At 31.8% G+C, this 1,062-nt stretch carries 2 protein-coding genes; one reads left to right on the top strand and one right to left on the bottom strand.

The genetic code is table 11. The features are described 5' to 3' along the window. The coding region (locus ACFINZ_RS09890) for a hypothetical protein (RefSeq protein WP_375701424.1) at positions 1–209 on the bottom strand (209 nt) is incomplete at its 3' end. A 120-nt stretch (positions 210–329) separates the two neighbouring features. On the opposite strand from ACFINZ_RS09890, the gene ACFINZ_RS09885 reads away from it, so the two are divergent. Beyond that, entirely contained in the window at positions 330–659 is a 330-nt protein-coding gene (locus tag ACFINZ_RS09885; protein ID WP_208439714.1) for a helix-turn-helix transcriptional regulator, read from the top strand. Positions 660–1,062 lie beyond the last annotated feature (403 nt).

The raw sequence follows: 1,062 nt of genomic DNA, 5'->3' as shown, positions 1-1,062 counted from the left end.
TGCTCTTGCATTAATCTCTGCAAGCGCTCGGGATAAAAAAAATCTTCTGGACGCAAATCTATCCCATGATCACGTGCGTAATCTAAAATTTTTTGCTGGTGTTTTGCTGGCATGTCACGCCATCTATAAACAGATGACACATCTCTTTGCACTATGGTTGCTACAGTTTTGAAACCACCTAAATATTTTATAATTAATCTCGAAGGCATATGTAATCTCCATAACAGCGCAATAAATAATTGCGTTTTATGCACAAGTCAACGAAATTATGCTTTTTTATCATTTTTGCACATTTGCATAAAAATATATTTTCAAGGATTATACGAACCATGGAACAAGATATTCAGTCCAAACTTAAGCTATGGATTAAAGAGCGTCTTAACGAACGAGGACACGGCGCACAAACATTATTAGCATCACATTTAGAACTACACCCATCAGCAGTGAATCGCATGCTTAATACCTATCAAAATGGTAAAACGCGAGATATAACCATAGATGAACTAGTAAAGATTTCTGAATTTTTTAACGAACCTCCCCCCAGTTTTTACAAAGAAGTAGACTTAGATTTTATGAAAATATGTGCATCACTTGATCCAGTTGACAAAGAAGCGGTGCTTGATTTTCTTGAATTATTAAAAAAATTAAAAACAAAATAAGTAATAATTAACTGCTCTTTTTCATTGAATAATGAAAAAACAGATTCTATTTTTTTATCTATATCGCTCATAAACATCTCCCAAATTGTGGATAGCGCATAATTTAATTATATATTTTAAGATTTATTTTTGCGTTTTATGCAAAATTTTAATTGACTTGTGCATAAAATACAATTATCACTGCACCATACCCCGAAAAAAAAAACCTATGTCAAGGCGTTTTTTTTCAAAATGTATTTAAATATTTTGATATGGAGGCATTTGTGAATAAACCAGTGTTTATAAATTCTGATGAAATTCTCTTAGTGATGTGCGAAAATGAAGAACAAAATCTCGCTAAATCTGGTCCTTTATTAGAAGAAAAGGACATTATCAATTTTATCGACCAAACCGATAATGCTGT

The organism is Bartonella sp. AA81SXKL, from assembly GCF_042196945.1.
Classification (GTDB): domain Bacteria; phylum Pseudomonadota; class Alphaproteobacteria; order Rhizobiales; family Rhizobiaceae; genus Bartonella.
Note: the sequence above shows the minus strand (reverse complement) of the source record. Positions and strands in the feature narration are given on the sequence as shown.